Source organism: Bowmanella pacifica (genome assembly GCF_014645355.1).
GTDB lineage: Bacteria > Pseudomonadota > Gammaproteobacteria > Enterobacterales > Alteromonadaceae > Bowmanella > Bowmanella pacifica.
This window is the reverse complement of the sequence record NZ_BMLS01000006.1, coordinates 114,183-137,824: the sequence shown is the minus strand read 5'-3', so window position 1 is coordinate 137,824 and position 23,642 is coordinate 114,183. Positions and strand designations below refer to the sequence as shown.

The following is a 23,642-nucleotide window of genomic DNA, read 5'->3' as shown; positions in this document are numbered from 1 at the left end:
TCCGTTCTTCAAGGACCCCGAATGTTAGAGCAGTTAAATCTCTGGTATAAGCGTAAATTTTCAGACCCTGCCAGCGCCACATTATTAGTGATGGTGGTGGTGGCGTTTACCGTGCTGATTTTCTGGGGAGCAATGCTGGCACCGGTATTAGTGGCCATTGTTATTGCTTATGTACTCGAATGGCCGGTGAATAAATTAGACAAGTGGGGAATGGGGCGCACCTGGGCGGTGAGTCTGGTACTGCTGCTGTTTATCAGCCTGACAATTCTTTGTCTGGTGGCCTTGGTGCCGGTGGTGTGGCAGCAAGGGGTCAATCTGTTAACCGAAATGCCGTTAATTTGGTCAAAAGCACAGGCTTGGTTGTTGACTTTGCCGGATGCCTACCCCGGTTTATTGGCTAAACAAGATATTGATAACACCCTGGCGGGGGTGAATGACAGAGTGGTGGGGTTAGGTAAAGACCTGCTGTCTGCCTCTTTAAGCTCCATCGTAAGTCTGGTGGCGTTGATGATTTACTTTATTCTGGTCCCTCTGATGGTGTTCTTTATTCTCAAAGATCGCAGGGAGCTACTTATTAACATTGCCGGAATTATGCCTAAGGACAGACGATTGCTAAAGCAGGTCGGCCGGGAAATGAACGTGCAGATTGTTAACTATATTCGCGGCAAGGTCATGGAAATACTGATTGTCGGCACGGTATCCACTATCACCTTTGCCTTTATGGATCTGCGTTATTCACTGTTGCTAGGGGTATTAGTGGGTTTCTCTGTGCTAATTCCCTATATTGGTGCAGCGGTCGTCACTTTTCCTGTTGCGGCGGTGGCTTTGTTCCAGTGGGGGCTGACCCCAGATTTTTGGTACCTGATGATAGCTTATGGTGTTATTCAGGCCCTGGATGGTAACTTGCTGGTACCGTTGTTATTCTCTGAAGCTGTCAGTCTCCATCCGGTTTATATTATTATAGCGGTGTTGTTCTTCGGTGGCTTATGGGGATTCTGGGGGGTATTCTTTGCCATTCCTCTGGCCACGCTGGTCAAGGCGGTATTTAAGGCCTGGACAGAAAATAGCTTACCGCGCGCTGTGCAAGAGTCGGTTTAATCGTCACAACAAAAAAGGGCCATCGGCCCTTTTTTGTTGGTAGAAAATCCACTTAGCTTGCCAGATAATCCAGCACAACCTCGTGATGGTCTTTGGTTTTGAATTTGTCGAACACCTTTTCCACTTTGCCTTGTTCATCAATTAAGAAACTGATGCGGTGAATGCCGTCAAACTCGCGGCCCATAAATTTCTTCGGTCCCCACACACCAAAGGCATCAGCAACCGCGTGGTCTTCGTCTGACAACAAGGTGAAGTTCAGGCCTTCCTTTTCAATGAATTTAGGCAAGCGTTTAACCGGATCCGGGCTGATACCCAGCACTACCACATTATGCTTATCCAGTTCGCTTTTACTGTCGCGTAAACACTGGGCTTGTACCGTGCAGCCAGGCGTCATCGCCTTAGGATAAAAGTAGACCAGTACTTTGCGGCCTTGTAAGTCCGCCAGAGACAAGGTCTGACCATTTTGATCCGGGAGTGTGAAGTGGGGGGCGGCCTGACCGGCCTCAATTTTGTTCATAAGTACCTCAGTGTTTTTTGATGGTTCCTTGCAGATTTAATTCGTTCAGCTTAGCGGCAAATTCCGCTTCCAGCTTGGCTAAGTCGGTATCATTGGACATGCTGACGACCATCTTACAACGCATCATTTCCAGACCGCTTTTTGGGTCTGTATTGGTTTGCTGGCGAAAGGCGGTAATGGTGATGTCTACGCTGTCAAAGAAAGCCGTGATTTCCTTAATGACACCCAAAAAGTCCACCCCCGATACTTCCACATCAGCCAGGTAAGCCAAATCTTGACGCAGATGCTGTTTGGTTCGTTTCATCATCGACAGCAATTCGTGCTGCTGACAGACCTGCGGGATTTGCAATTCGGCCTTGATAATGGCGCTTTGAGTGCCTTCCAGAATCATGGTCAGCGAAAAGTCCTGTCCATACACGGCCTGGCGGCTGTCCAGTATGTTGCAATTACAGGCGCCCACGGTAGCAGCCAGGGTACTCAGTATGCCGATCTTGTCCGTTCCCATAATGGTCACGATAAGTTGATGTTTCATATGAGTTGTTACGGGATTTAAAGGCCCGGAAGTCTAACACAATCGCATCAGGTTTAAATATCCATTATGGTCGTAGTTAAGGGTGTCCAGCCGCACAAATTTGCTGGCGACTAGCCGAATTGACGCTTGTGTTTGACGGGTTACCTCATTACCATTAGGCGCTTAATTTTCCGGGGGCAAGAATGTTTAAAGGCAGTATTGTAGCGCTGGTCACACCGATGACCGAAACGGGTGAGATTCACTATCCTTCCTTACAGCAACTGGTCGAGTTTCATGTGAAAGCCGGTACGGCAGGTCTGGTCGCTGTGGGTACCACAGGTGAATCTGCAACACTGCCGATAGAAGAACATATTCAGGTAGTTAAAAAGGTAGTGGAATACGCTGCCGGCCGTATTCCGGTGATATCCGGTAGCGGTGCAAACTCCACCGATGAAGCCATTGAACTGAGCCAGGCCTCTGCCGAGGTTGGTGCGGATGGTTTGCTCAGTGTTGTCCCTTATTACAACAAGCCCCAGCAGCGTGGTTTGATCGCGCACTTTGAAAAAGTCGCTGACGCCTGTGAACTGCCCCTGATTCTTTACAACGTACCGAGCCGCACGGTCACAGATATGCTGCCGGAAACTGTTGCGGCCTTGTCTGCACACCCCCGTATTGTGGGTCTTAAGGATGCGACCGGCGACCTGAATCGCTTGCGTCAGATGCAGACTATGCTACCTGAGGACTTTGTGCTGCTAAGCGGTGACGATGCCACAGGTTGTGAATTTATGCTGGCGGGTGGACATGGTGTGATTTCAGTTACCGCCAATATCGTACCGGATCGTATGGCTAAGCTTTGTGCGGCTGCTACCAGTGGTCAGGCCGAGCTGGCCAGAGAGATTGACGCTGGCATTGCTGCACTGCACGATGCATTGTTCATCGAACCTAACCCGGTTATGCCTAAGTGGGTATTATATAAAATGGGCTTGATTCCCTGCCCGACGTTGCGTCTGCCTATGGTGGAAGCGGAACTCATCCACCAAAAAGCTATCGAACAAGTCATGCGTGATGCTGGTTTGTTATCCTAAGGAGTGCCGATGTTTCGAATTTCTCTGCTGACGATTGTGCTTGCAGCGAGCCTGGGGGGCTGTTCTACCTCTCAGGAAAGACGTGTTGCCAATGGTAACTTTGATTATGTACAGGAGCAGCAGAGAGGCAGTCTGCAAATTCCCGAGGGGTTAGCAACGCCTAACCACGGTAAAGACTACGATATTCCCAAATTAGGCGAGAATGCCCCCCGCGAATTGGTGGGTAATCGTCTGGAAGTGCTGTCACCTGCTTTAGTACTGCCGCTGGTAACCGGTTCCCATGTGGAAGAAGGCCAGCGCAGCGCCAGTGTTTATTTTGACCAGGTTGACGACGCTGAAGCGCTGGATACCTCTATCTGGAATAGCCTGATTAGTTTCCTGGAAGAGCAGGGTATAGGCGTAGACAGTTTTAATAAAGAAGAGGGTCGGTTGGTAACTGACTGGATGCTGATGACCGAAGAGCTGGATACCGGCTGGTTTGACTGGACCACAACCGAACGCAGTGTGGGTCGTCGCTTCGAATTCGTGCTGGATGTTAAACCCCACGGCCGTACTGCCGCCCTGAATGTTGAACTGAAAGACTACATGGAAACCGTAGGCGAGCAGGTGGTTTCTGCGTCGGATCTGGATGCGGAGTCTCGTCGTCGTAATGAAGTGGATGTACTGAATAAGGTCATCAATCACTACGAGACTCAACTAAAAATTGCCGATGCTAAGCGTATTCGTCAAATCCGTCAGGGGATGGAAATGGAGCTTGGCTTTAATGCTGACGGCGACCCGGCTTTTGTGGTTGAAGGCGACTATGATCTGACCTGGACCCGTTTGCAGCTGGTGCTACGCAAGCTCGGCTTTGACGTCAAAGATCTGGATAAGTCCAATGGCCTGCTGTTTGTGTCCTACGAGGGGCCGGAAGACAGTTGGTGGGACAAGCTTTGGAGTAGCAACGACGGCTTGCCCATGGAGAGGGAAGATTATCGCCTGAAGGTGGCAAAAATGGGTGGCAAGACCTCCATTACCCTGATGGATGATGAAAGTAATCCTCTGAGTGCAGATTTGCTCACCAACATTTATGCCTCATTCTCACAAACTATGTCTGCCAGTAATCTGGATATTTAACTTAAGAGATTTAAACAATGGAAAAGCGCGCTGAACTATACCGCGGTAAAGCCAAGACTGTTTATGCTACCGACGATGCTGATCGCCTGGTGCTGCATTTTCGCAATGATACTTCTGCATTTGACGGTGAGAAGATTGAACAACTTGATCGCAAAGGCATGATCAACAACAAGTTCAACCACTTCATTATGTCTAAGTTGGAAGCCGCCGGCGTTCCTACTCAGGTTGAGGCGCTGTTGTCCGACACTGAATCCCTAGTCAAAAAGCTGGATATGGTGCCAGTAGAATGCGTAGTGCGTAACCTGGCAGCCGGGTCTTTGTGCCGTCGTTTGGGAATTGAAGAAGGTAAAGAGCTGAATCCGCCAACCTTTGAGTTTTTCCTGAAAAACGATGCCCTGCACGATCCTATGATTAACGAATCTCATATTCGTACTTTTGGCTGGGCCGATGATGCAACAGTGGCACGCATGAAAGAACTGACCTTTAAGGTCAATGACGTGCTGAAGGCACTGTTTGATGAAGCCGGTATGTTGTTGGTGGATTACAAACTGGAATTTGGTTTGTTCAACGGCGAAGTGGTGCTGGGTGATGAGATTACCCCTGATGGCTGCCGTCTGTGGGACAAAGAAACTCGTAAGAAACTGGATAAAGACAGATTCCGCCAGGGGTTAGGTGGTGTTGTTGAAGCCTATGAAGAAGTCGCGCAACGTTTAGGTATGGCCCTTTAAGTTCGCTGGCTTAGAATAAAAAACCTGCCGATGGCAGGTTTTTTTATGTCTATGCACTTCCCCTAAGGCTTGGGTCGTCGGCTTAGGCCTAGCGCGCCAAGCGCGAGCCACCACCAAGCCAGACTACCACCACCGCCGCCATGGCTTCCTGATGACGGTGGTGTTACTTGGTTGATCACCTTAAGCGTCAAGGTGGCGTTATCACTGAGCCCGGCAGGATCGGTCACTGTGACGTTAAATGCCAAATCCGTATCAGCGTTGACACTGGGCAAGCGTAGGCGAGGTTGAGCTGGATTGGCCGTGTTCAGTGTTACGGTCGGGCCAGCGGTTTGTGTCCATACAATGTCCAGTTCATCGTTATTGGGGTCACTGATTTGTGCGGGGATTACAAACTCACTCCCTTCGTTTGCCGACAAGCTGGCTTGTTTGCTGTTGTTGATCAATACAATCGGCGCACCTTCTACCTGCAAGTCTGTGCTTAGGCTGGCACGTTCCTGCTTGGTATAGCTGTTGCCCACAATGGTTGAGTCAACCGTGACCTGAATCGGACCGGCGGGCAAATTTTCATTTGCGGTGGCGCTGAAGGTCAGGCGCACACTGTTACTGGCACCTGCTTGTTGGTTGCGGCTCCAATTAAGGGTTTGTCCGTTAACCTGTACACCCGAACTTGCTGAGCCGGCCACCAAGGCCAAACCTGCGGGCAAGTTAACGCTCAATTGATACAAACGATCCTGATGGCTCTGATTGGCGTCAATATCAATAAAGAACGCCGAGGTTTCACCAACGGCCACTCGGCCCTGGCGGGTGCTGCTTAACCTGACGTCATCCGCGACCCGGGTCAGATCCACTCGTATCTGGCCCAACTCTCCGGCCCGTCCACTATCGCCACTTAGCTCAATAACACCATAACGGGCTTCCCCCCGCGCCATCGCTATATCCCAATTGAGCAAGGCATCAAAAGGCACTTGTGCCTGCACATTCTCTGGTACCACAACTGCGAACTGGTTTGATACCTGGTTGGTTACCAGATTGCGGCTGAGCTGATAGCTATCGCTGTCGGCAGTTGAGCCTTGCCAATTATGGACTAATAGCCAGTATGCACCGGCTTGTGGAGATAACAGATCAATAAGCTCGTAAGGGCTCTCGGTGGTGGCGCTGGTAAGAAGCTCAGACTCTTGTGCAATGCCATCACCATTGCTGTCGATGCCCAGCCACAAATCCAGGTCGGTGGCCGATGTTGTGGTGACTTCCAGTCTTAGTCGCTTACTACCGGCCGTGACCGAAAAGTTGTGTTGTTGAACGCCGTCGGACAAGTCATCAAAAAGTGCGTCATTGTCACTGTCTTGTTTTAACCTGCCGGTTAACACTTGTGCAGTACTAAACCCAAAGGACTGGGCTGACAGATTGTTGGTGCTAAGGGTTTGTAAATCCCTTATCAGCCTGCTGTCGGCATCGCGCTTGGCGTTAATATCAATATAACCGGGCAAGCGTCCCGACGAGGGGCGCACCGCTACTGGCATATTCAGTGTTTGCGCCGGCCCGCTAATGGCCACGTTGGCAAACTGCCAGCGCTGTGACTGAGCATTGGAGGCATCAAGCGTGATGGTCAGGGTTTGTGATTGCCCGGCATTCAGACTGAACTGCTCAGGACTAAACTGTGCGCTCAGTACTCCAGTGCTGTCAGCCAAGGACATATGCCAGGTGCCAGAACGGGTTGCTTTAAAAGTACGGGTCCACTGGCAAGTACCGAAGCAGTTCTGGTTGACCAGTGATGGTAGGTTGAGGGTGGACGGGCTGCCGCCAGCATCAGGGTTGGCAGCATGGTATTGTGCCATGCTGATATCCATAATCAGTTCACTTTGCACGGCCTTGGCGACGTCTATCATGCCAGCGCCCATATCAAAATAATTGGAAGGAGTGGTGCCGTTTTCCTTAAAGGTATGTGGGTTGGCGGTCAGCATCAGGGCTGATTGGACTTGCGCTACACTCCAACTGGAATTGGCCTGTTTTATTAAGGCGGCGGCACCTGCCACATGTGGAGCAGCCATAGAAGTACCGTCTAAAAAGGCATAATTAGCCGGATCGGGGCTTTCTTTAAAGCCAGCGGGTTGGTTGTCCGCATAAGCCGCCCAAATGTCTACACCAGGCGCCACCACGTTGGGAGTGAGTACATCCAACAGTTGATTATTTGGGCCCCTTGAGGTGAATTCAGCAGCAATATTGGCAAGCTCTGGATCGGACTCAACCTGGCTGGCCGTAATAGTCGCGCTGTGGCCGCTGCCACTGGCCAGCCAATTCTTTAATTGTGTGCCTGCCTGGACTGAGATTTGTATTGCCGGCAACACATGATTATCTGCCACAAGGTTAGTCTGGTCTCCGGCAATGTTGGCTAATACAAAGCCTGCGGCGCCACCGGCTTTAACATGGCGCCCTTTATCCACTCGGGCTATTTCACCGCGATCACATACCACAATCTGTCCACTGAAAGTGCCAGAGGGGAAAGGCGCCAGGCACTGGCCACTATCACCACCTGGATCGTTAGGATTGGTGAAATCGCCGGCATAGACTATCGGGGCAGTAATGCCGCCGGTTTTAGATTCCCCGTTTAGGGTGGGGGGGAGCGAATTGCCGCCACTGAAATGGGTGAGTGATTTGCTGCTATAACTTCTGTCATGGGTATAAGCACCCACGGTAATCACCCAAGGGGCGGCAGCATTAGAAGAGGCGGTTTCACTGTCCGGGCCGTCGTTGCCGGCCGAGTTAACCACAATGATGCCTGCTTCGTGGGCACTTAAAAAAGCGGTGCCCTTGGCACCTTGCCAGGGCGAACTGGCCCCGGCACCAATGGAGTGATTAAGCACATCAACGCCATCGATGATGGCTTGCTCTACCGCCTGTAAAACCAAATCGGTAGGACAGCCTGAAAAATCCACCGCATCATCTTCGCCCGGGTAACAAGCCTGATAACTGATAATATTGGCATGGGGTGCAACGCCGGACATTTGGGTAAAAACCAAGCCAGGTGTCGGGTTGCCATCTACATCGAGCAGCGGCACATTTTTCAGCAGGTTACCGGCGGCGGTGGACGCAACGTGAGAGCCATGACCATTATGGTCTTCGCCATCTTGAGGAGTGCCGGGCGCATAATCATCATACTGGCCGGTAATTTGTGCATAACTGTAGACTCCAACCAGCTTGTCATTGCATAGCTGAGGGCGGGTACGGCAATCGCCTTTGTATACGCCACTGCCAAAAGGGTTAACGTGGTTGTAGCCATCGCCGCCGATATCGGCAAAAGACGGATGGTCAGTATTGATACCTGTGTCAATAACCCCGATAACTATCCCTTCTCCCTGCACCGCTAACTGCCCCGGCAGCCCTTGCCAGACTTGGTCCGAACCTATCCACCTTGGGCCAGAGTCGGTATGCAGAGGCTCAATTTTTACCCGCTCTATACTTTTTACGCCGGGCAATCTGGCCAGTTGCGAGGCTTGCTGTTGAGTCATGGTCATGACCATGGCATTGACGGCGTGCTGGAATTGCCGCGAAGCCTGCTGAATCCCTATTTGCCTGGCTTGTTGTTGCACCTGCTGCTGATGCTGTTGCAGATAAGCACGGTATCGTCGAACTGCTTCAGTCTTATCGGCCTCAGCGTATCGGCTAAGTGCCTGAACTTGATGAGATTCCTGATGTGTCGGAAGGTAGCCAGGAATACCGCCTTGATAAAGAGCAATAGGAGCGTCCTGCAATTGTACTATGTAGCGGTAGTGACCTGCGCCAAGCGCGGGCTCTTTGACAAATTTGCTTGCATTACTGTTGTTATCAGGATTGCTTTGGCTAGCAGCCTGGCTTGGGCCTGAAGTACCCCAGAGTGCCAGTAGGGTTAGGACAGTTAATTTAGATAGAGCAAAGCGCATAAAAATCTCCAGGTCTCTTCCTGAGTACTTTGTTGTGGCAGTTCGCAGACTATCGGCCTAACCGGCATAAATGCAACCGCATTTTCCGGATGAGGGTGGTGATGCGGTGACCTTGCCGAAATATTCAGCAGCCCTTTTTGGCCGTTTGTGTTCCGCTATTGCAACCAGTTGACCGCTTTTTGTAGTTTGCATGTGCATCAGCTGTAGATACTTTGTAAAAATTAGTTGTTTTATCCTTTCTTTGTGGGGTGTATTGGGATATTTATACCCACCTTTATCTCGCCCTTCCTTTAAAAAGCAACGCCTTACTGCCAAAGCTCAACTAGTATATTGCCAACTAAATAATAAAACCGGGCTTGACCCGGCTAACGACAGAACCCTAAGGCAGAGTATGAAGGACAGAAATCATCTTTCTGATGTCAGTCTTACCCACAAGGTCAGTGTTATCGACAAAGGCCTGGTTGACATCCCTATGTTGCAGATATTGCAGCCCGACGGTACGCCGCATTCCGATGCGTCACTACCTGAACTGGCTCAGGAAGCAGTATTGAAAATTTACCGTACCATGCGTTTTATCCGGGTTTTGGATGAACGTATGGTGGCGGCGCAGCGCCAGGGCCGGATCAGTTTCTATCTGGCCAGTACCGGTGAAGAGGCTGCCAGTGTGGCCAGTGCGGCAGCTTTGGAGCCGCAAGACATGATTATGTCTCAGTATCGCGAGCAAGGGGCGTTAGCCTATCGTGGTTACAGCACCGAAGCTTTTATGAACCAAATGTTCAGTAATGAAAAAGACCCTAATAAAGGCCGTCAGATGCCCATTCACTATGGTGATAAGGCGCTGAATTTTATGACCATCTCCTCGCCCTTGGGAACCCAAATCCCACAGGCTTCCGGTTATGCCTATGGCCAGAAAATGGCCGGTCAGCCTGCGGTAACTATCTGTTACTTTGGTGAAGGGGCAGCGTCAGAAGGGGATTTCCATGCTGGTCTGAATATGGCAGCCGTATTGCACTGCCCGGTGATTTTCTTCTGTCGCAATAACGGTTATGCCATTTCCACCCCTGCCGAAGAACAGTTTGCCGGCGACGGCATTGCCTCGCGTGGTTTGGGTTACGGTATCAAGACCATTCGAGTGGACGGCAATGATGCCTTTGCTGTGTACGCAGCAACCAAACAGGCCCGTGAGATTGCCCTGGCGGAGAATTGCCCGGTATTGATTGAAGCCATGTCATACCGTTTGGCCGCACACTCTACCTCTGATGATCCAACCGGTTATCGCTCTAAAGAAGAAGAAGCCCGCTGGCAGGCCAAGGATCCCATTGTACGCTTGGGTAACTGGCTGAAAGCCAAGGGGTGGTTGGATGAAGAGCAAGACGGCAAAGACGTTGATCAAATGCGCCAAGACGTGCTCAACGAGTTGAAGCGAGTAGAAAAGGTGCCGGTTTGTGGTATCGATGATCTTGTGGAGGATGTATACGACACGCCGCCATGGCACTTAAAAGAGCAGCTTGAGGAGCTTAAACAACATATCCGTCAGTACCCGGACGCTTATCCGAAAACCTCAGGGAGGCTATAAGCATGGCGAAAATGAATCTGTTACAAGCCATCAATAATGCCTTGATTCTGGCGATGACGGAAAATGACAAGGTCATGGTGTTTGGTGAAGACGTAGGCCATTTTGGCGGCGTATTTCGTGCCACCAGTAACCTGCAGGAAAAATTTGGTAAGGCGCGCTGCTTTAATACTCCCTTGACCGAACAGGGGATTATGGGATTTGCCAATGGCCTGGCGTCCCAGGGCTCGGTTCCCGTGGCGGAAATTCAATTTGGTGATTATATCTTCCCGGCCTTTGATCAGATTGTGAATGAAACGGCCAAGTGGCGTTATCGTTCCGGCGGTCAGTTCAGTGTTGGCACTTTGACTATCCGTACTCCTTACGGTGGTGGTATTGCCGGTGGTTTATACCACTCTCAGTCGCCAGAAGCTTACTTTGCCCATACGCCGGGTCTGAAAATAGTGGTACCGCGCAATCCCTATCAAGCCAAAGGGTTGTTGCTTGCCTCGATTCGCGACGATAACCCGGTGCTCTTTATGGAGCCTAAGCGTTTGTATCGTGCTTCGGTAGGTGAAGTGCCCGAAGAGGATTATGAGTTACCTTTGGGTAAGGCTGAGATTGTGACCCAAGGTAGTGACATCAGTTTACTGGCCTGGGGGGCGCAAATGGAAGTGATGGAAAAAGCGGCAGAAATGGCAGATAAAGTCGGTATCTCCTGCGAAATCATCGATCTTCGCAGCATCTTACCCTGGGATGTGGAAACTGTTTGTCAGTCGGTAGTGAAAACCGGTCGCTTGCTTATTTCTCATGAAGCGCCGCAAACCGGCGGCTTTGCCAGTGAAATTGCCGCGACGGTGCAAGAGCGCTGTTTTTTGAATCTGGAATCGCCCATCGCGCGGGTGTGCGGCTTGGATACCCCTTATCCACTGGCCCATGAAAAAGAATATATGCCGGATCACCTCAAGGTATTTGAGGCCATCAAACGTACCGTGAACTATTAAGGAGGCAGCCTATGAAAGATTTTATTCTGCCTGATATTGGCGAAGGTATTGTTGAGTGTGAACTGGTGGAATGGCTGGTCGCCGAAGGTGAGCGCATCGAGGAAGACCAGCCGGTGGCCGACGTGATGACAGATAAAGCGCTGGTGCAGATCCCGGCCATGCATAGTGGTGTGGTGCGTAAGCTGTATTATCAAAAAGGCGACATTGCTAAAGTGCATGCCCCGTTGTTTGCCATGGATATTGACGGCGAAACGAGTGGCGGGGAAACCACTCAACCTGCGCCGGTAGCACAAGTTGAAGCCCCGGTTGCGACAAATTCAGCGACCAGCAACCAGGTGGAAGACTTTATTCTGCCTGATATCGGCGAAGGTATTGTTGAGTGCGAGTTAGTAGAATGGCTGGTGAGTGAGGGCGAGGCTATCGAGGAAGATCAGCCTGTTGCCGATGTGATGACCGACAAGGCCCTGGTACAGATCCCGTCAAAATTTTCAGGCAAAGTGGTAAAGCTGTATTACCAAAAAGGGGAGATTGCCAAGGTGCATACCCCGCTATTTGCTATTGCCTTGTCTGATGGTCTGGGAGGCGAGACTGCAGCCCCAGCCGCTGTGCCAGCTAAAACTGAACCTATGGCAGACTCATGCCAAGCCCAGTTGAAAAAGCCAGCATCAACAGATAAGTTCTGCGGCGGTGAGCACGAACCCAGGCTTATCAATCCAAATAAACCCCTGGCCAGTCCGGCAGTGCGTCGTTTGGCCCGTGAGCTGGAGATTAGTCTTAGCGCGGTGCAAGGTAGCGGCAAAAAGGGCAGAGTGATGAAACAGGACCTGTTGTCGCTCACAAAGGCTGTCGCGCCGCCAGCCAGCCAATCTGTTGCAAGCAGCGTTGCGCCAGTTGTCAGTGGTGGCACCCGCACCGAACCTATTCGTGGCATTAAAGCCGCCATGGCTAAACAAATGAGTGCCTCGGTATTCAGTATTCCGCATTTCTCTGTTAGCGATGAAATCGAAATGGATGCCTTAATGGCTGCCAGGGCAGCGCTAAAACCGGAGTTTGAAAAACAAGGCGTTAAGCTGAGCTTTATGCCCTTTATCATTAAGGCCATGTCGCTGGCGCTTAAGCAGTTCCCCATAGTGAACTGTCAGGTAAATGAGGATTGTACTGAGCTGACCTACTTTGATGACCACAATATTGGTATGGCAGTGGATTCTAAAATTGGTCTGCTGGTGCCCAATATTAAAGGGGTGCAGAATTTATCCTTGTTTGAGGTGGCCAAAGAAGCGAACCGGCTGATTGACTTGGCCCGTGAGGGTAAACTGGGCAGCAGCGATCTTAAAGGTGGCACGATCAGCATCTCTAATGTTGGTGTGCTCGGCGGTACGACGGCCACCCCGGTGATTAACAAGCCTGAGTCTGCCATTGTGGCGCTGGGTAAAATCCAACGCTTGCCGCGCTTTGATGAACAGGACAATGTCAGAGCCGTGAATATTATGCATATCAGTTGGTCGGGCGATCACCGCATAATTGACGGTGCCACTATGGTGCGCTTCTCTAATTTGTGGAAGTCCTATCTGGAGAATCCACTGAGTATGCTGTCTGAGATGAAATAGCCTTTAACCCGCCTGCTGGCGGGTTTTTTTATGTCTGTCGCTAAATTGTGGTTCGGCTAACTTGCGTCCTTTTCCGTTGAGTTCTATAGATTTAGTACATTTTAACAATAGGCAATAAGCATGCAGCACCAAACCGCACAGGCCATAGTACTGGCGTCGTTACTGGGTAGTAGCTCAATGGTGACAAGCCCGCTAGTGGCTGCTGACAATAAGCATTATCCTGGTATTTTTGTCGGCGCCCTTAATAGTAGTGGTGAGACAGAATTATCCCTGGGGCTGGAATACGAATATCGCTTTACGCCGCAGTGGGGGGCTGGCCTTATATATGAAAAAGCCAGTGACGCCCATCATGGTGATGGGGTGTCGGCCACTATTGCTGCGCTTTACTATCACCCTTATGCTGGCTGGCGGTTAGGGGCCGGTATTGGCCGCGAAAAAGTACATGGCGCGCATAGCCATACAGAAGATCTTTATCGTTTAAATCTGGCCTATGACTTTCACTTTGGCGAGTTCGGTGTGGCACCGACGTTCAGTATTGACCGGGTAGACGGCCATCATAGCCGGGTGTATGGGATTAGCATTAGCAAAGCCTTTTAAGGCAGATGCAGAGAACTTATTGGCACATTGTCAGCCTGGCTAAGATTACCCCCTAGGCATATACGTCGTTGTGCCAATCTAGGTGCAAGAAACCACACTGTCAGCCAGCTTTTCCGAGTGATTGGCCAAAATCTGTCAGTGCAGTTGTCTGCATGAAATGACGTGCAGTACCTTAGCCTTGCCGCTTATTGCATTACCAAATTGCAGTTTACTGTGCTCGTCGACCACCTCTGTCCCTGAGAACAAGGGGGCTTATCCTTACCTAGTTTTTTCTTTTATAGCCGCATTCGACAGAAGCGTATCGCACGGCGATTTCTTTATCACAAAGCGGCACACAATATTTTAACCAAAATAAAACAAAATCAACAATTACAGATGGTTAAATAAAAAGATGGGTGGAAAAGAGAGGCAAATACAGCAGATTTCTATTGTTAAGCCGACCGAATAAACTTACCATAAATGCAAATCGTTATCATTTGTAATTTATGGAGTTGTTATGAATCGCCCTGTACCTTCACTGGTTTCTCTGACCGTTGCACTTGCCTTATTGCCTCAGGCTTATGCTAATGAGAGTGCCAGCGAACAGGAAGTGGAGAAAGTCTCGGTGCTAGGACAGCGCCTTGAATATAACACCAGTGCCACCGGGCTGATGTTATCCGTGAAAGACACCCCGCAGTCAATCTCTGTTATCGATGCAGACTTAATGCGCGATTTTGCTTTGCAAAATGTGGCTGACATTGTCGGCCTGGTCCCTGGTGTTTCCGTGCAGGCGGCGGAAACCAGTCGCTTCTTCTTTACCGCCCGGGGCAATAAGGTTACCAACTTTCAATACGACGGTGTGCCGGTGTTTTATAACAGTTTCTTCTCTGAAGCCGTGTCTGACTCGGTGCTCTTTGAGCGGGTGGAAGTGGTGCGCGGCGCCACTGGTCTGCTGTCCGGTGCGGGTGAGCCCTCGGCGGCTATTAACCTGATCCGTAAAAAGGCGCAATATGAGCAGGGGGGCTATCTCAGCCTGCAGGCCGGTCGATGGGACAGTTTGCGTATTGAAGGTGACTACAACACCCCGCTTACTGATGATGGCAGTGTAAGAGCCAGGGTAGCCGCCAGTAAGGAAAAAAGTGACAGCTATGTGAACCTGGCCGAGGAGGATAATCAGCAATTATATTTCACTCTGGCGGCAGACGTTGGGGACAGCACCACAGTGCAAGTGGGGCTAGAGCATGCCAAGCGCCGCCCTAAAGGTTCAACCTGGGGAGCCTTACCGCTGTTTTATAAGGATGGCTCAAGCGCTGCGGATCTGGATGTGTCCAGTACCACGGCGGCTAACTGGAGCAAATGGGACAGGGATAACAAAAGCGGCTTTGTGAATCTAACCCATTACTTTAGTAATGGCTGGTTGGTAAAAGGCGAGTATGAGCGCAGGGATGACAGCATGGATGGGCATTTGCTTTATTTGTCTGGTTATCCGGACAAGCAAACCGGTTTGGGGATGCGCGCTTCTTCCATGATCTACCAAAGTGATAGGGTGCTGGATAGTGCCAGGTTGTATGCCAGTGGGCCGTTTAGCCTGTTTGAGCGAGAGCATCGCCTGATAGTGGGGGCTAATTTAACCGACCAGGATATCAGGTCGGACTCGTTCTCCGCCATTGACAGACCACAGGTAGGTGACTTCCTTAGTTGGGACGGCAGTATTACCAGGCCCAAATTCAAAGATACTGCAAGCGTGCGTAAAAGTAATGAGCGCCAGCTCGGCGCTTATATTGCGACTCAGTTAAGCCTGAGTGACGAATTTACCGCGGTGTTGGGCAACCGTTTCAGCCGCTATGAATTTGAAAATGAAATGGACGCCAGCAAAGGTTATAAACAGACTGGCATCAACACCCCTTATGCCGGCTTGATTTTTGCCCCAACCGACGCTGTATCTCTGTATGCCAGCTATACCGAAATCTTCACCCCACAAAATTACACAGATAAAGATAATCGCAAGCTTGACCCCATCGAAGGTAGCAGCACGGAACTGGGTATTAAAAGTACGTGGTTGGATGACAGACTGTTAGTGAATGCCGCGGTCTTTAAAGGTGAAAAGGACAATGTGGCGGAACTTGATAGTACGGTGACTGAACCCTCACCAGACGGCAGTTTCCCTTATATTGGTGTGAAAGGCACCGAGCATAAAGGTTTTGAAGTGGAGCTGTCAGGGGAGTTAAGCGATGTGCTGACCGCCAACCTGAGTTATTCCCATACCAAATCTGAAAAGGCCAACGGTGAGGCTTTCGCTACGCATTTCCCTAAGCACCAGGTCAGAATGACAGGCCGCTACGAAGCCAGTGAGGCACTGCATTTTGCGGCCAATATTAACTGGCAAAGTGAGATGTACAAGGACAAGGTTGGCCCAGACAAGGCGCATAGATCAGAGCAGGACAGTTATTGGCTGGTTAATCTGATGGCAAGTTATGCTGTCAGCGAACAGCTAAATGCCCAACTGAATATCAGTAACCTGTTTGATAAAAAGTACTATTCCAGTATCGATTTTTACAATCAGGGCTTTTTCGGCACGCCGCGCAATATCGAAGTGAGCCTGCGTTACCAATTCTGATTTAGCTGAGCGGGCGTCAGTGATGACGCCCATTTTATTGGTGGCTAACCATGTCGACTGCTGGCCAGATTCTGTAAAATATCTATTGCACCCTGATAGTTCTGCTTAGCTTCAGCGGCCATAGTGGATGAGTAGCGTGCGAAACTCTGTTGCATCTCGCCCAGCATATCGTGCTTAGTATCTGGGTTGGCATGCATGGAGCGAGGGGCACCGAGCACTAAGTGCTCGCCGCGCCCGATAAAACCACCCTGATACAAGGCATCAGATAAGGCGCTCATCTCTCGCTGGGAGATATTCCGCACATCATAACCATCGGCAAGGGATTGCCAGCTTGCCTGCAACTGCTTGCCCTGAGCACTGATGCTGACCTTATCCGTATTGGCAGCGCCGGCGGCCTGGGGGGAAGGTGCTTGTTCCACACTGCCTGGCGCTTGTGTTTGGACAATGTAAGGGTTTTGCGCTAGTTGATTGACCTGCATATTGATCTCCTTATCGCTGATAACTTGTCGTATCCAGCAGAACGTAAGCAAGTGGCTTGCCAGTGCGTTAATTGCACCTTTGCCTGGTTTTAGATTGCATTGCGGCGGACGGATTTTGTACTCTTAACCTTTATCAATACGCTGCGGCATTGCCCTGGCCAGAATGAGTAACCTATGGATTGGATGCAGTTTATTATCGGCTTGTTGGATAAGTTGGTCTGGCCCGCGGTGGTGGTGTTCGTGGTGGTTTTACTGAGAAAGCCCCTTACACAGCTGGTTCCTTTGCTAAAAAAGCTTAAGTACAAGGAGTTGGAATTTGAATTTGGCCGCGAACTGAAAGCCGTATCCAAACATGCGGCCGGTGCCTTTCCGGAATTAAAACGGGATCAGAAAACCTTGCTGATCGCCTCAGCAGATCATTTGCCCAATGCAGCGATATTGGAGTCCTGGGCGGTAGTAGATGATGCGGCAGAGCGACTGATCAGAACAACCCGGCGTGATATCGATTTGAATGTCACCACCAGATACAAGTTGCTACAGGACCTGCTTATCAAAGACAAGTGGCTGGACACCAAGAAAAGCAAGCTGTTTGACGAGCTGCGCCAGTTGCGAAATAAGGTTGCCCACGCCGTGGGGTATGAGGTTGGTACGGCGGAGGCTATTCAATACATTGAACTGTGTTTTACCCTGGTGGAACATTTCAATACGCTGATTGGCACTGCTGATTCGTCGGCGCCTGTGCTTGTAAACCGATAGCTTTCGCTGGTTTTTCAAAGGGGCAGGGCAGATTGCTTTGCCGCATTGACCTCTAATCCCTTACACTTACGCCAGTTTGTCTTATCAGGAATACTCCGTTGTTCAGTTACCGCCACGGCTATCATGCCGGTAATCATGCCGATGTGCTTAAACACCTTTGTCAGATGCTGCTGCTTAATAAGCTGGCCGAAAAGGACAAAGCCTTTGTCTATATTGATACCCACAGTGGTGCAGGGGTTTATGACCTGACCAGCGCACAGGCGCAGAAAACCAATGAGTTTAAAGAGGGTATCGACCGTTTGCTGGATGCTGAGTGCAAGGACAGCAATATCCGCACGTACCTTAAATTGGTGGATGAGTACCGACGCGACAACCGTTATCCAGGTTCCCCCGAGCTGGCGCGTCGTTTATGCCGGAGTCAGGATAGTTTGCAGTTGATGGAATGGCACAACAACGAAGTGCAAAACCTGAGGGCTAACTTTAAAGGCGTAAGTCAGGCCCACATTCACCACCGCAATGGCTTTGAAGGGCTGGTGGCCATGAGCCCGCCTAAACCGGCCAGAGGCTTGGTATTAATGGATCCCTCCTATGAAGTCGAGGCAGACTATCAGGAGGTGGTGAAGTCGGTGAAAGAAGCCCATAAAAAGTGGAAAACGGGTATTTTCGCGATTTGGTATCCCTTGCTGGCGAAACGTCGCGATCGCAGCGAGAAAATGCTTAAGGCGTTGGCTGCCATGGACGGGGCGGATGTGCTGGATATTCAACTGAAACTGCATCCACAGGAGCAAGAGGTAGGTATGTATGGCTCTGGTATGTTGGTAGTTAATCCCCCTTGGCAATTTGATGCCCAACTGGCGGCCTTGCTACCAGAACTGCTTAATGCCCTGCAAGATGGGCCAGAAGCGTCCTATCAGCTTAACTGGCTGGCCAAGAGCGAATAAAGCGTGTCTTTGCCGGACTCTAAGCTTAAGCACTTTTATATTCCCGATGAGCAGTCCATTTATCTGTTGTCTCATCAGGATGCGCAAAAGCTTAAGGACTGGATTGCCTTGTGTACCGAGCAGCTTGAATTGCTTGGTTACCGGGATATTGAACTTATCGGTAAAGGGGCCTTTGGTTTTGCTTTTGCCGGCATAGATGAACGTCAGCGCCAGTTGGTGTTTAAGTTCTCCCGCATTAATCTGCCGCAGCATGTTCAGGATCGCCTGGAAGAAGAAGCTTTTATGCTCAGCCAGGTTGAGCACCCCAGGGTGCCGCAGCTGGAAGAATTTCAGCGTATAAAGAAGCAAGCCATCCTGGTGATGGAGCGTGCACAAGGACAGGATCTGGAACAGGTATCGCTGCGTCAGGGGCCGTTGTCTGCCCGTCTGATTGTCAGTATCGCGGCGCAACTGGCAGATATTCTGTTGGTCTTGCGTAACCATGGTCAACCTCATCAGACGCGGCCTATAGTGCATGGCGATATCAAGCCGTCTAATTTGGTTTTCGATCCACAAACCGAAACCGTGGCCCTGATCGACTGGGGCTCCTCGGTATTTGCGCAGTTAGATGCCAGCGGCCAGCACGTGGGGAACAACGTGATGGATCTGATGTCCAGCGACTTGCAACAGACTAATGCCAGATTAGGGGATGTGTACTTTATCGGTGATGAACAGCTCGATGGCGCCTTATCCAGCCCCAGGTTTGACGAGCAAGGGGTCGCCAGCACCTTGTATGCTCTAGCGTCGGGTCAGTCCTGTCGGTTTGGTCGTCATGTGATTACCCCGAATTCGCTGGGACTGCCCCGTGAGTTGGCGCATACCTTAAGTGCCATGATGAGTGATGACGCTATTGAGCGGCGCCGGGGCGGCGACTATTTTCTGCGTAATATGCGCTTTATGCGCAATCTGGTGTTCAGTGGTCAGGAAGAGTTGGAATACCAGCCTGTTATTCCGTGCTGGACCCACAAGGGCAATAAGCCCATCGACACCGTGGTCTACAGTTCGCGTAAGTCTTTTTTGCGCGCCGAGTCGGTGGAAGATGAGCTACGCTATCTGAACGACGAGCAATTTGAGCGCTATTACAAAAATTACATGCAGGGTATGGGCGAAACCGAAAAGGCCTTTATTGCTGCGGTCAGCCGACTGGGGCGCTACCCCGTAGTAGGCGGGCTGGCGGTGCGCTGGCACCCCGAGGGGATTTACATTGATTCGAGCCTGAATTTGTATGACCCCTCTATGAAGCGCTCTTTTGAGATTTCGGTTAACAATGTGGTGACCCTGGCCAGGGCCATTCATCGCGTTGGGGTCTTTAAAAGCTGCATGTTTAATGCTCGTGACACCTTGCACCTTGAACGACAGGATGAACTGCAACCTTTTGTGCCGCTGCCGGGAATGCACATTCCGTACGAAATCAGTAAAATTTCCGTGGCAGAGGCGCAAAGTCGTATGCACTCGTATTTTGAGGATGGAGAAGACCCGGATGAATTGCTGAAGCTACCTGCCAGCATTCGCAGTCAGATTGAAAAGCTGAACGACATTCATCACACCGGCTGCATTATATTTGAAGCGCTGCCTACTCACCTAAAAGTACACAGCTATTTCACCCTGTTGGATCACAGTCGCGAAAGCGAATTTAAAACTTTGCTGGCCAGCCTGATAGAGCGTATTCCTGAGATTGAGGGATTGGGAATTTCCGGCTTTATGAAACTGCCATACAAGGATACGCGCTTTTTTGATCATATTGTCGCCGCGCCCGATAAGTTTTACCCTCGTAACCCCTTGCTGAAGAGTTGAAGTAACAAGCATGAATGATATTAAGCTTACCGAATTGCTAACCCTGGAAAAACTGGAAGAAGGCCTGTATCGCGGCCTGAGCTGGGATCTGGGCTTTCGTGCGCTGTTTGGCGGGCAGGTGATGGGACAGGCCTTAGCTGCCGCACAACAGACCGTCGAAGCCGGCAGAGTGGCCCATTCTTACCACTGCTATTTTTTATTGCCTGGCGATGCGCATAATCCGGTAGTGTATGACGTAGAAAACATGCGTGATGGACGCAGTTTCTGCACCCGCCGGGTAAAAGCCATTCAAGGCGGTAAGACCATCTTCTTTATGACGGTCTCTTTCCAGTTTCCCGAACAAGGCCTAAGTCACCAACATGGTGAGATGCCAAATGTGCCACAGCCGGACAGCTTGCAATCCGATATGCGTTACTATGAGAACGTGCTGGATAAGCTACCTGCCAGCATGGTGGAGAAACTGGCGTACCACAAGCCTATAGATATGCGTACCGTACAGGCCATCAACCCAATGGCCCCACAAGTAATGGAGCCTATGCGTTATGTCTGGATGAAAACCAGTAGTGCTTTATCTGACGATTTGAATCAGCATCAAACCACATTGGCTTATGCTTCAGACTATTATTTTCTGGTCACCGCGTTGCAGCCGCACGGTATGTCTATTATGAACCGCGGAGTGCGTATGGCGACCATTGACCATGCCATGTGGTTCCATCGTCCGTTTCGTTTTGACGATTGGCTGCTTTACTGTATGGAAAGCCCGTTTTCAGGCAATGCGCGTGGCTTGGTAAGAGGGCAGATATTCAACCGAGAAGGCCAGTTGGTGGCATCCACCATGCAGGAAGGCCTGATGCGAAAAGTCGGGGATTGATATGAGATATAGAATTGGCGGCAAGGCACCGCGGGTAGCAAGGGATGTATTTATTGCGCCCGATGCGCAGATTATCGGCGATGTGGCCATCGAGGAGCAGGCCTCGGTGTGGTTTAACGTGGTGATGCGTGGCGACAACGAGCTGATCACTATAGGTCAGGACAGTAATGTGCAGGATGGCAGCGTATTGCACACTGATATGGGCTACCCCCTGACGCTTGGCAAAGGGGTTACCGTCGGCCATAAAGTCATGCTGCATGGCTGCACAGTCGGTGACTATAGCTTGATTGGTATTAATGCCGTGGTGCTAAACGGTGCCAGTATTGGCCGCTATTGTCTGATTGGTGCCAACGCCCTGGTGACAGAGAATATGCAGATACCGGATCGCAGCCTGGTACTGGGGAGTCCTGCCAAGATTGTACGTACTCTCACCGAAGAGCAGTGCGCTAAATTAGAAGCCTCAGCGGCGCACTATGTACAAAACGGTAAACGTTACCTGCTTGAACTGGCCGCACTGGAAGATTAAGTACTGCAAAAAAAGACCCAGAGACCGGGGAGGGCTCTGGGCTTAGGGGAATGGCTCTATCTAGAGCCGTGCGCTAACTTAAGGCTTGGAAAATGGAGAAGTGTCATACAAAATTTTCAAGCCGGACGATAATTGTAGAACACCGTTGCTGAATTTATAAACAAATTTTTCCATCATTTATTTTGTCTATTTAAATCAAAATATTAGAGAAAATTTATGGCAACGTTGTCATCAGCTTTGTCACAGCTTGCTCAGGGTTTATCCACAGGGTTTTCTGGCCTGAGATAGCGCCTATTTCCCGTCTGATTCAGTAGGCAGCCGCACACCGGCTATAACAGGGTCAGGCCGTCTCTGACCAACTCGCGAGGCAGCGAATTTTTTAGTTTCTGACCAATACCTTTACCCAAACCGACCGGATGACCATCCAGGCAAACCAGCAGTTCTCCTTGTGGCAATCCTTCGCAGAATAGATCTCTGCCCTGATAAAACTCAGATAGCTGAGAAAGCGTCAGATCTACTCTAGGGCTGGCATCTGAAGGGAGAAGCGCCAGGGCAGCCTCATGAGTCAGACGAAAGCCATGTTTATGAGCGGTGGCCAGTTTTACCCCGATACGGTCAAAACGAAAACGACCGATAAGCTCAATAAAAGCCTCAGGGAACAGCCAATAGTCTTTATCCCGCACATACAGACTAAACCCTTGTGGAAGGCTAAGACCAAACTGTTTGTCTAAATAGTCACTAAGCGCTGTCTGTTCTTTGCGAGATGCGGGTTGATAAGGGAAGTTACCGGCTTTTTTATCCGTTTCTGTATCGCCGACTGAACGGTGTTTTCTCAGCCTGGCAACAAAGAACCCTTCGCTGTCAAAGCGCTGCGGCCAGACATGTAAATAGCCTTGCGGGGTCACAACCTGCTCAGCGCCTTTGAATAAACTGGCTAGCGATTCCACGCTCACGGCGTTGCCGTATTGCTCAAGCAGCCAGGCTATAACCTGCTGATTTTCCTCCGGGCTTAAGGTGCAGGTGGAATACACCAGTGTGCCGCCTGGCTTGAGCGCTTTAAAGGCGCTGTCAATCAGACGTTTTTGCACCGCAGAGATTGCCTGTAGTGCCGCTTCAGACCAATTCTGCATGGCCTGGGGATCCTTTCGTACCGTGCCTTCACCACCACAAGGCGCATCCAGTAATATGGCATCAAAGGTCTCTGGCAACCACTGGCCAAATACCTCACCATCAAAATGGCTCATGGCCACATTAGCCGCACCCAGCCGTTGTATGGTGGCAGACAGTACTTTGAGACGACTGGAAGACAGCTCATTGGCTACCAGTAACCCTTGATTGCTCATCAGCGCACTGATTTGGGTGGTTTTTGAGCCTGGTGCTGCAGCCATATCCAGTACTCTGTCGGGGGGATCCAAATCCTCAAGCAGGGCCACAGGCGGCAGCATGGAGCTAGCCTCCTGGATGTAAAAAAGCCCGGCCAGATGTTCGGCGGTATTGCCCAGTTGAATGTTTTCCTGCTCTTCAGGACGGGTCAGCCAAAAGCCAGCCTCACACCAGGGAATAGGAGTCAGTTGCCAACCTTGAGCCTGCATTCTTTCACGAAAAGCGCTGACGGAAATTTTAAGCTCATTGACCCTAATACTTTTACGCAGGCCCTGATGGCAAATATTGACAAAGGCATCCAGTTCTTGCTGGGAAGGTAACAGGGCCGCCATCTTGTCAATAAAGGCCTGAGGTAGCAGTGTATTCATAGGCTGTGCCAGCTGGCAGTTTCAAAGGCAGTATTATACGGGGTTTTTTGTATGGTGCGCAGTTTATGATTTAAGCAAACAGCACCCCGGTATGGGGTTATCCGGCGTAATGACGTTTATACTACTGGCATTGCTTATGTTCACGGGAAACGCTAAT

Annotated in this window: 19 protein-coding genes; 14 read left to right on the top strand and 5 right to left on the bottom strand. The window is 50.5% G+C overall.

Annotated elements, in window-relative coordinates:
- Window positions 1-21 precede the first annotated feature (21 nt).
- Entirely contained in the window at window positions 22-1,098 is a 1,077-nt protein-coding gene (locus IEX02_RS16555; RefSeq protein ID WP_188697715.1) for an AI-2E family transporter, read from the top strand.
- 52 nt (window positions 1,099-1,150) lie between these two features.
- Here the strand turns inward: IEX02_RS16555 and bcp are convergent, their stop codons facing one another.
- A complete protein-coding gene (gene bcp / locus IEX02_RS16550) occupies window positions 1,151-1,615 on the bottom strand; it encodes a thioredoxin-dependent thiol peroxidase (protein ID WP_188697712.1) in 465 nt (154 codons plus the stop codon).
- Between the two features lie 7 nt (window positions 1,616-1,622).
- Window positions 1,623-2,147, bottom strand: a complete 525-nt coding sequence (locus IEX02_RS16545; protein WP_188697709.1) for a glycine cleavage system transcriptional repressor — start codon at window positions 2,145-2,147, stop codon at window positions 1,623-1,625.
- Window positions 2,148-2,329: 182 nt separating this feature from the next.
- Between IEX02_RS16545 and dapA the strand changes: the two genes are divergently transcribed.
- Genes dapA through purC form a run of 3 tightly spaced genes read left to right on the top strand, consistent with a single transcriptional unit; the run spans window position 2,330 to window position 5,055 of the window.
- Window positions 2,330-3,211, top strand: coding sequence for a 4-hydroxy-tetrahydrodipicolinate synthase (gene dapA, locus IEX02_RS16540; RefSeq protein ID WP_188697707.1), 882 nt, complete (start codon window positions 2,330-2,332; stop codon window positions 3,209-3,211).
- Window positions 3,212-3,220: 9 nt separating this feature from the next.
- Window positions 3,221-4,327 (top strand): NlpB/DapX family lipoprotein, encoded by a 1,107-nt coding sequence (gene bamC, locus IEX02_RS16535; protein WP_188697704.1) that lies wholly within the window; start codon window positions 3,221-3,223, stop codon window positions 4,325-4,327.
- Window positions 4,328-4,344: 17 nt separating this feature from the next.
- Window positions 4,345-5,055, top strand: a complete 711-nt coding sequence (purC, locus tag IEX02_RS16530) for a phosphoribosylaminoimidazolesuccinocarboxamide synthase (protein WP_188697702.1) — start codon at window positions 4,345-4,347, stop codon at window positions 5,053-5,055.
- 62 nt (window positions 5,056-5,117) lie between these two features.
- On the opposite strand, the gene IEX02_RS16525 is transcribed toward purC, so the two are convergent.
- Window positions 5,118-8,972 carry a S8 family serine peptidase gene (locus IEX02_RS16525; protein WP_188697699.1) on the bottom strand — a complete coding sequence of 1,285 codons (3,855 nt, stop codon included), beginning with the start codon at window positions 8,970-8,972 and terminating at the stop codon, window positions 5,118-5,120.
- Window positions 8,973-9,363: 391 nt separating this feature from the next.
- Between IEX02_RS16525 and IEX02_RS16520 the strand changes: the two genes are divergently transcribed.
- The 5 genes from IEX02_RS16520 (at window position 9,364) to IEX02_RS16500 (ending at window position 16,328) form a co-directional block, all read left to right on the top strand.
- Window positions 9,364-10,548, top strand: coding sequence for a thiamine pyrophosphate-dependent dehydrogenase E1 component subunit alpha (locus IEX02_RS16520; RefSeq protein WP_188697696.1), 1,185 nt, complete (start codon window positions 9,364-9,366; stop codon window positions 10,546-10,548).
- 2 nt (window positions 10,549-10,550) lie between these two features.
- Complete coding sequence (locus tag IEX02_RS16515) at window positions 10,551-11,528, top strand: alpha-ketoacid dehydrogenase subunit beta (RefSeq protein WP_188697693.1); 978 nt, start codon at window positions 10,551-10,553, stop codon at window positions 11,526-11,528.
- An 11-nt stretch (window positions 11,529-11,539) separates the two neighbouring features.
- A complete protein-coding gene (locus tag IEX02_RS16510; protein ID WP_188697690.1) occupies window positions 11,540-13,135 on the top strand; it encodes a dihydrolipoyllysine-residue acetyltransferase in 1,596 nt (531 codons plus the stop codon).
- Between the two features lie 120 nt (window positions 13,136-13,255).
- Window positions 13,256-13,732: a hypothetical protein gene (locus IEX02_RS16505; RefSeq protein WP_188697687.1), complete on the top strand. Its 477-nt coding sequence runs from the start codon at window positions 13,256-13,258 to the stop codon at window positions 13,730-13,732.
- 496 nt (window positions 13,733-14,228) lie between these two features.
- Window positions 14,229-16,328 carry a TonB-dependent siderophore receptor gene (locus tag IEX02_RS16500; RefSeq protein ID WP_188697686.1) on the top strand — a complete coding sequence of 700 codons (2,100 nt, stop codon included), beginning with the start codon at window positions 14,229-14,231 and terminating at the stop codon, window positions 16,326-16,328.
- A gap of 44 nt (window positions 16,329-16,372) precedes the next feature.
- Here IEX02_RS16500 and IEX02_RS16495 read toward each other — a convergent pair whose 3' ends face one another.
- Window positions 16,373-16,807: a flagellar biosynthesis anti-sigma factor FlgM gene (locus IEX02_RS16495; protein WP_188697683.1), complete on the bottom strand. Its 435-nt coding sequence runs from the start codon at window positions 16,805-16,807 to the stop codon at window positions 16,373-16,375.
- 174 nt (window positions 16,808-16,981) lie between these two features.
- Here IEX02_RS16495 and IEX02_RS16490 point away from each other — a divergent pair, with 174 nt between their 5' ends.
- From IEX02_RS16490 to IEX02_RS16470, 5 genes are all read left to right on the top strand, one after another.
- Window positions 16,982-17,563 (top strand): hypothetical protein, encoded by a 582-nt coding sequence (locus IEX02_RS16490; protein WP_188697680.1) that lies wholly within the window; start codon window positions 16,982-16,984, stop codon window positions 17,561-17,563.
- A gap of 98 nt (window positions 17,564-17,661) precedes the next feature.
- Window positions 17,662-18,504, top strand: a complete 843-nt coding sequence (locus IEX02_RS16485; RefSeq protein WP_188697678.1) for a 23S rRNA (adenine(2030)-N(6))-methyltransferase RlmJ — start codon at window positions 17,662-17,664, stop codon at window positions 18,502-18,504.
- 9 nt (window positions 18,505-18,513) lie between these two features.
- Complete coding sequence (locus IEX02_RS16480) at window positions 18,514-20,337, top strand: protein kinase domain-containing protein (RefSeq protein ID WP_188697675.1); 1,824 nt, start codon at window positions 18,514-18,516, stop codon at window positions 20,335-20,337.
- A gap of 10 nt (window positions 20,338-20,347) precedes the next feature.
- Window positions 20,348-21,208, top strand: coding sequence for an acyl-CoA thioesterase II (gene tesB / locus IEX02_RS16475; RefSeq protein ID WP_188697672.1), 861 nt, complete (start codon window positions 20,348-20,350; stop codon window positions 21,206-21,208).
- A gap of 1 nt (window position 21,209) precedes the next feature.
- The gene (locus IEX02_RS16470) at window positions 21,210-21,734 is read left to right on the top strand and encodes a gamma carbonic anhydrase family protein (RefSeq protein WP_188697671.1); all 525 of its coding nucleotides are present in this window, start codon (window positions 21,210-21,212) and stop codon (window positions 21,732-21,734) included.
- A gap of 329 nt (window positions 21,735-22,063) precedes the next feature.
- Here IEX02_RS16470 and rsmF read toward each other — a convergent pair whose 3' ends face one another.
- Entirely contained in the window at window positions 22,064-23,485 is a 1,422-nt protein-coding gene (gene rsmF / locus IEX02_RS16465; protein ID WP_188697669.1) for a 16S rRNA (cytosine(1407)-C(5))-methyltransferase RsmF, read from the bottom strand.
- Between the last annotated feature and the right edge of the window lie 157 nt (window positions 23,486-23,642).